General features: G+C 65.6%; 4 protein-coding genes and 1 pseudogene. 2 read left to right on the top strand and 3 right to left on the bottom strand.

What is annotated here, in order from left to right; all coding sequences use genetic code 11:
* Positions 1–60: 60 nt before the first annotated feature.
* A pseudogene (locus CRT23_RS06685) lies at positions 61–1,065 on the bottom strand (IS481 family transposase).
* Between the two features lie 382 nt (positions 1,066–1,447).
* On the opposite strand from CRT23_RS06685, the gene CRT23_RS27715 reads away from it, so the two are divergent.
* Positions 1,448–1,750 (top strand): hypothetical protein, encoded by a 303-nt coding sequence (locus tag CRT23_RS27715; RefSeq protein ID WP_146056333.1) that lies wholly within the window; start codon positions 1,448–1,450, stop codon positions 1,748–1,750.
* An 852-nt stretch (positions 1,751–2,602) separates the two neighbouring features.
* Here the strand turns inward: CRT23_RS27715 and CRT23_RS06680 are convergent.
* Both CRT23_RS06680 and CRT23_RS06675 read right to left on the bottom strand, forming a co-directional pair.
* Positions 2,603–3,598: an SDR family oxidoreductase gene (locus CRT23_RS06680; RefSeq protein WP_103709061.1), complete on the bottom strand. Its 996-nt coding sequence runs from the start codon at positions 3,596–3,598 to the stop codon at positions 2,603–2,605.
* A gap of 118 nt (positions 3,599–3,716) precedes the next feature.
* Complete coding sequence (locus CRT23_RS06675) at positions 3,717–5,063, bottom strand: sorbosone dehydrogenase family protein (RefSeq protein ID WP_103709083.1); 1,347 nt, start codon at positions 5,061–5,063, stop codon at positions 3,717–3,719.
* Between the two features lie 252 nt (positions 5,064–5,315).
* Here CRT23_RS06675 and CRT23_RS06670 point away from each other — a divergent pair, with 252 nt between their 5' ends.
* On the top strand, positions 5,316–6,263 hold the full coding sequence (locus CRT23_RS06670) for a TAXI family TRAP transporter solute-binding subunit (protein ID WP_103709060.1): 948 nt from the start codon (positions 5,316–5,318) through the stop codon (positions 6,261–6,263).
* Positions 6,264–6,318 lie beyond the last annotated feature (55 nt).

Genomic DNA, 6,318 nt, shown 5'->3' with positions numbered 1-6,318 from the left:
ACCACACCGCCGTCTTCATGGGCAAAGACGTCGACCAGCCGCGCAACCTCGCCAAATCGGTCACAGTGGAGTGACAAGAACACTGCTGTCTGGACGTGAAACCTCCTTGGCGTCTGCGACGACCTGCAGTGCTCGTTTGATGATGGTGCGATTGGGTGGTTTGTAAGTTGGATTGGCCCGCGCCAGTTCGGCTTCCAGGCGCTGACGCAGGACCATTTTGGGCGAGAGGCCGTTGAGCACGCGCTGACGACGGCTGTTGTAGGCGCGTTGAACCGACGTAAGACGATCTCCAGCTCGCTGTGGCTGTAGAGCGTGATGCCCAACACTTCGCGCTGCACCCGGCCGTTGAAGCGCTCGACCATGCCGTTAGTCTTGGGCGTATAAGGGCGCGTCCTGCGATGCTGCACACCGCGCCGCTCGGAGGCAGCCTCGAAGGCGTCGGCTGTGAAGCTAAGAGCCGTGGTCAGTCAGAACATGGGTGACCTGGAACGGAAAGGCACCGAGCGCATCCGCCGGGAAGGCAGTGGCGGACGCCGTGGTCTCGTCGTCTTTGACGGCGAGGTGCACGTAGTGGGAGGCGCGGTCGATGGCGACGTACAGGTAGCGTTTGCGCAAGACGCGGTGGCGGTCCTGCAATTTGGGCAGGTCCTTAATGTCAACGTGGATGAAGCCGACCTCGTACTCCTTGAGGGTACCGTGCGGTTTGCGAGCCTGCTGGGAGGGGGCCAAGCGGTTGAGCCCCTCCGCCTTGAGGATGCGATAGACCGCATCCCGGATGAGGTGCGGCAGGAAATGGCAGACGACGAAGGTCAGCGCGTCGAGAGGGAAGCCGGTGCTGCGGCGGAGCTCACACACGATGGCGCGCTCCTCGTCACTGGCGCGCCAGGGCAGCTTATGAGGCCGAGCCGAACGATCCTGGCAATCATCCGAGCCACGCTTGCGCCATTTGCGGACGGTCTTGGCGGAGATGCCGTAGCGCTTGGCCGGTGTGCTCGAACTCTCGAGTGAACGGGCGATCTTGGCACGGACGGCCGGGGTGGTCCGCGCCCTGGGGATGGATGGCAAACATCAGCGGGCCCTCCTGCCTGCACAACGGCGGACATGTTCAAAGCGCCATGCATAGGCTTCACTTGCTCAGCGCGCCGCAGCCCAACCTCGTTCCGCAACCAGACATGGCCGCAGTTGCGCTCGTTTCTTGTGTCATTGCACCGACCTGAATAAATCTTCTACCTAAAGGTGCATCACCACAGAGCGACGGTTCAAGGTTCCGCATTAGGAATGCCTATTACGAGGAAAAAAAGGGAAAATGCTCAGCAGTATCACGGGTGTCCCGCGGCTACCCGTATTCGGCAGAACGAAGCCATTACACGGCTGGGCTACGTTATAGGAGACACTCGGAAATGGATTGTTTAGGGCCGCTGTTAGCAAGCTGGTTAACTGACGGGTCATGATTCTCGACTTTCTGGCCAATGCACGGTCTAGAAATTTTATTCAAGACGTGAGAGCGATTAGACCCTGGCATCGTGACCGTCATTTGCCGTCCATTTACCAGGCCGATGTATTGATGAGGTCCGATTTGAAATATGATCATCCCACCCGTCACGTTCTTGATGATCAGCGGACTCCATTCAAAGGGCTTATCGGGATTGTCGTTCGCTTGAACGGCATCTTGATCGACCCGGATCTGAAGACCTTCTCCCGCCCAATGCCCTTCGAGAAATTTGCGCATGTTGAATTGGGCGTTGGCTGAGACGAGACTAAGCAGAAGCCCTATCGCCACGTTCAGCAATCATCGTGCAATTTTCAAAGCGCACCTCCGGTAGCATTCTTCGGATTACACCGCTCCCACCGACAAGGCACCTATACGACACGCTTGGCGCAGCCATTTTTAACCTTGGGAGTCAGCGCCGCAACGACGAGATGGTAGTTGCGCGCTGAATGACGGCAGAGGTTCCTGCGCTGCCATGTGCATCACCATCAGCGCGAGGACCGTTACTGTTGTCTCATGAGCCAATCTTGGCAGACGTTCCGCGCAAATCGCAGGAGTCAAGAGCCTATTGTAATGTGTGTCGCAATTGGGTTTCAGATACCGGTAGGCTTCCATCCGCCGCCGAGATGCCGCTTTCACCCGCTTGGCGACTTAAAATATGGCACGCTTCAGCCGGCGACCGTCACTGGCAGGGCCAATAGGACTCCCAGGGTCCCTGACGTGCCAGTCTATCACCAAGTGGAGGCCGCTCATGTCCTGCGAACATTGGTTTCTCCGTCCACCTTATTAGCATCGCCGAAGCTGTTAGGAGGGTCGGCTTTGCCAACCAGCCTGAGGCGGCGAGCGACGGAGACGTGGCGCGCGGCCTCGGTGTCGAAGCGGTGACATCCAGGTTCGAAGTGAAGGCATCGCACTCAGAGCGCGGCGCCTCGGCCTTGTCAAAAATAGAGCTATGTGGACTGCCACTCAGGCACGACAATCCGCCTCACGGGGTTCGGACTCATCATCAGCTTCACAGACAGTGACCACCAAGCCGGCCCTCTCGGGCCGGGTCCGGCGCCAACCGACGGGTGCAGCGGGACGTCGAATCCGCTAGCACGCGCATCTGCTGCCTCAGGGACCACCGCGCCCGCCGACAGCGCCGAAGACCTGGCCCGTGGAGTAGCTCGCTTCGTTGGAGGCGAGCAGGACGTAGATGCCGGCGAGTTCGGCTGGCTGACCTGGCCGCCCGATCGGCGTGTCCTTGCCAAAATTCGGCAGCTTCTCCGGCGGCTGCCCGCCGCAGACCTGGAGCGGAGTCCAGAAGGGTCCCGGCGCGACCGCATTCACCCGGATGCCGCTCTCCGCCAGTTGCTTGGCGAGACCCTTCGAGAAATTTACGATCGCCGCCTTGGTGGCGGCGTAGTCGAGCAGGTTCTCGGATGGCTCATAGGCGTTGACCGAGGCCGTGTTGATGATCGCCGCGCCGGGCCCGAGATGCGCAAGAGCGGCTTTGGTGATCCAGAACATCGCGTACACATTGGTCCGGAAGCTCTGGTCGAGTTGCTCGGTGGTGATGTCGAGGATCGAGACCTGGGACTTCTGATAGACCGCGTTGTTGACGAGGATGTCGAGTCCACCGAGTTCGCGCGCCGCATCCGCCACTAGGCGCTGGCAGAAGGCCTCCTCGCGGATGTCGCCCGGCAGCGCCACCGCCTTGCGTCCGGCCTGCCGGATGAGCGCCACCACCTCGGCCGCATCCGGCTCCTCGGCCGGCAGGTAATTGATGGCCACGTCCGCGCCCTCGCGGGCATAGGCGATGGCCGCGGCTCGGCCGATGCCCGAATCGCCGCCGGTGATCAGCGCCTTCCGGCCGGCGAGACGTCCGGACCCCTTGTAGCTGGTCTCACCATGGTCCGGGCGCGGCACCATCCGGCTCGCCAGCCCCGGCCACGCCTGCTGCTGCTTCTCGAAGGGGGGCTTCGGATAGCTGCGCGCCGGGTTCGGAGCGGTGTCGGTCTGCGCGACCTGCTCCTGGGCGCCCGCAGAACTTCCCAGGACGGCCACCATGCCGGCGGAGAGGCCACCGACGAGGGCGCGCCGCGAGGGATCGGTCTTGGTCTCTGTCATCAGGACTTTCGCTGCTCATCGAGACGGCGGGCTGGACGATCGCCGCCCCCTGGGAGACCCGCGGCCCGGCCGCCCGTCATTGGGGGCGGACCGGGGTCGGCGATCGGAGGGGAAGTGCCTACTGGGTCCGGGTGGAGGCGCTCACCCGCCAGATCGTCTTGCCGACATCGTCCGAGACCAGCAGGGCGCCGGTCTTGTCGAGGATGACGCCGACAGGACGTCCCTGGGCCTTCTCGTCGGCGTTGAGGAAGCCGGTCAGCGCATCGACCGGCTGACCGGTGGGCTTACCGTCCTTGAAGGGCACGTAGATCACCTTGTAGCCGCTCTTCGGCCGGCGGTTCCACGAACCGTGCTGCGCGACGAACAGGCCGCTCTTCCAGGCCTCCGGCAGGCTGCTCGCCTGCGAGAACGCGATGCCGAGGGAGGCGGTGTGGGTGCCCACCGCATAGTCCGGCGCGATCGCCTTGGCGACGAGATCGGGCTTCTGCGGCTCCACCCGCGCGTCGACATGGTTGCCCCAGTAGCTGTAGGGCCAGCCGTAGAAGCCGCCCTCCTGCACGGAAGTGATGTAGTCGGGCACGAGGTCGCTGCCGATTTCGTCGCGCTCGTTCACCGCCGTCCAGAGCTTGCCCGTCACCGGCTCGAAACCGAGGCCGTTGGGGTTGCGCAGGCCGGTGGCGTATTCACGCATCTGCTTGGTGGGAATCGTGTATTCCCAGATCGCCGCGCGGCCGGTCTCCTTGTCGAGGCCGTTCTCGCCGACATTGCTGTTCGAGCCGACGGTCACGTAGAGTTTCTGCCCGTCGGGGCTGGCGATGACGTTCTTGGTCCAATGGTGATTGATGCCGGACGGCAGGTCGACGAGCTTTTCCGGGGTCGCGGTGATCTCCGTCTGGCCCGCCTGGTAGGGCACCTTCACCAGCGAATCCGCGTTGGCGACGTAGAGGTCCGACCCGACCAGCGCCATGCCGAAGGGCGAGTGCAGGTCCTTCAGGAGCACGTGGCGTTCCTCGGCGACCCCGTCGCCGTTCGCGTCCCGCAGCAGGACGATCCGGTCGGGGCTCTTCACGCCGGCGCCGGCCAGGCTCTTGACCTTGTCGGCCACCCAGTCCGCGACGCCGGTGGAAGGGTCGTCGGTCTGCGGCTTGTTGGCCTCGGCCACCAGCACGTCGCCGTTGGGCAGGAGGTACATCCAGCGCGGATGGTCGAAACCATCCGCGTAGGCCGCCACCTGCAGCCCATCCGCGGCCTGCGGCTTGGCGCCATTCTCCCAGCGGGCAACGCGGGCGATGTTCACGGTGGGCATCAGGGTCGGATTCGGAGTCGGCAGGGTCGGACTCGCGCCCTGTCCGGCCGAGGCCTCGAGCGTGGCCTGCTCGGGATAGACGATGAAGCGCACGAAGGCCGCGCCGCCGAGGAGAACGAAGGCCAGGGCCGCGAGGCCGAGTTTCGATCGGGTCCGCATGATGATCTCGTCAGCTGGCATGGTGCGCGAGGCCCAGCGGGCCACGCCTCATCGGAACAAGCACCCGAGACCGGTTTTGGCTCCATCGGCAGGGGCGGCGGTTCCTTTGCGGCAGCCCCTTGCGCCGGCTGCCTCGCCTCCGCTTGAATGCTGATCGCAACCCTGCACGCGCGAGGCGATCTCCGCAGGGACGCGGCGGCCCACGATCCCGCAGGCCATGTTCCCGCGGCCCATGATCCACCGGATGGACCCATGCTCAGGCGCTCGTTCCTCATCGCGGCCACGGCGGCAACGCTGGTCCCGTCCCGGCGGGCGCGATCGGCCGGCGGGCTCGTCCTGGCGACGGCGACGCCCGGCGGCTCGTTCCCCGCCTTCGGCCAGGCGCTGGTGGAGGCGCTCCGCACGGTCGATCCCGCGCTGTCCATCGCCCTGCAGCCCTCCAAGGGCTCGGCCGAGAATGTCGGTCTCCTGAAGGGCGGTTCCGTCGATCTCGCCCTGGTCCAGGGCGACTATGCCTATGACACCCTCAAGGCCGAGCCCGCGGCGGGGCCGCGGATCACCGTGGTCGCGCCGGTGAACGCCTCGCCGGGCCTCTTCGTCGTCCCGGCCGCCAGCCAGATCCACGGTGTGCCGGACCTGCGCGGCAGGCGCGTCGTGCTGGGCACCCACGCCTCCGGCCTCACCGTCATGGGCCGGACCGTCCTGGCAGGGTCAGGCCTCGACCCCGACCGCGACATCGCGCCGATCCTCCTCGACCGGGCCGGCGACGGCGCGGTCATGGTGCAGGACGGGCGCGCCGCGGCGCTCTGGGGGGCGGGGCTCGGCTGGCCGGGCTTCCGCACGCTGGCGGAGGCGCCCGGCGGCGCCCGCTTCTTCGGGCCGCCCGCCGATGCGATCGATCGCATCCTGGCGCTCGGAACCTCCCTCCGCCGCCGCACCGTTCCGGCAGGGGCCTTCGCGGGGCAGCACGCGCCCATCGAGACCGTCGGCTCCTGGAGCTTCGTCCTCGCCCGGCCGGACATCGACGGCGCGCAAGTGGCACGCTTCGTGGCGGCCCTGGCACGAAGCCAGGCGAGTCTCGCGCGGATCTACCCGCAGGGCGGCGACAGCGACCCGCGCAACCTGATCGACGCCGTGCCGCGGGGCTGGCTGCACCCGGCAAGCGCCGCCTACCTGCGCGACAGCGGAGCGCTTCCGTGAGCGGAGGCGCAACCTTCCCTCGCGTCAGCCGGTTGCGCTGAGCGGAAACGGGGGG

The organism is Methylobacterium sp. V23 (assembly GCF_002917135.1).
Lineage (GTDB): Bacteria > Pseudomonadota > Alphaproteobacteria > Rhizobiales > Beijerinckiaceae > Methylobacterium.
The sequence above is the reverse complement of the archived record's forward strand: the minus strand, read 5'-3'. Positions and strand labels throughout refer to the sequence as shown.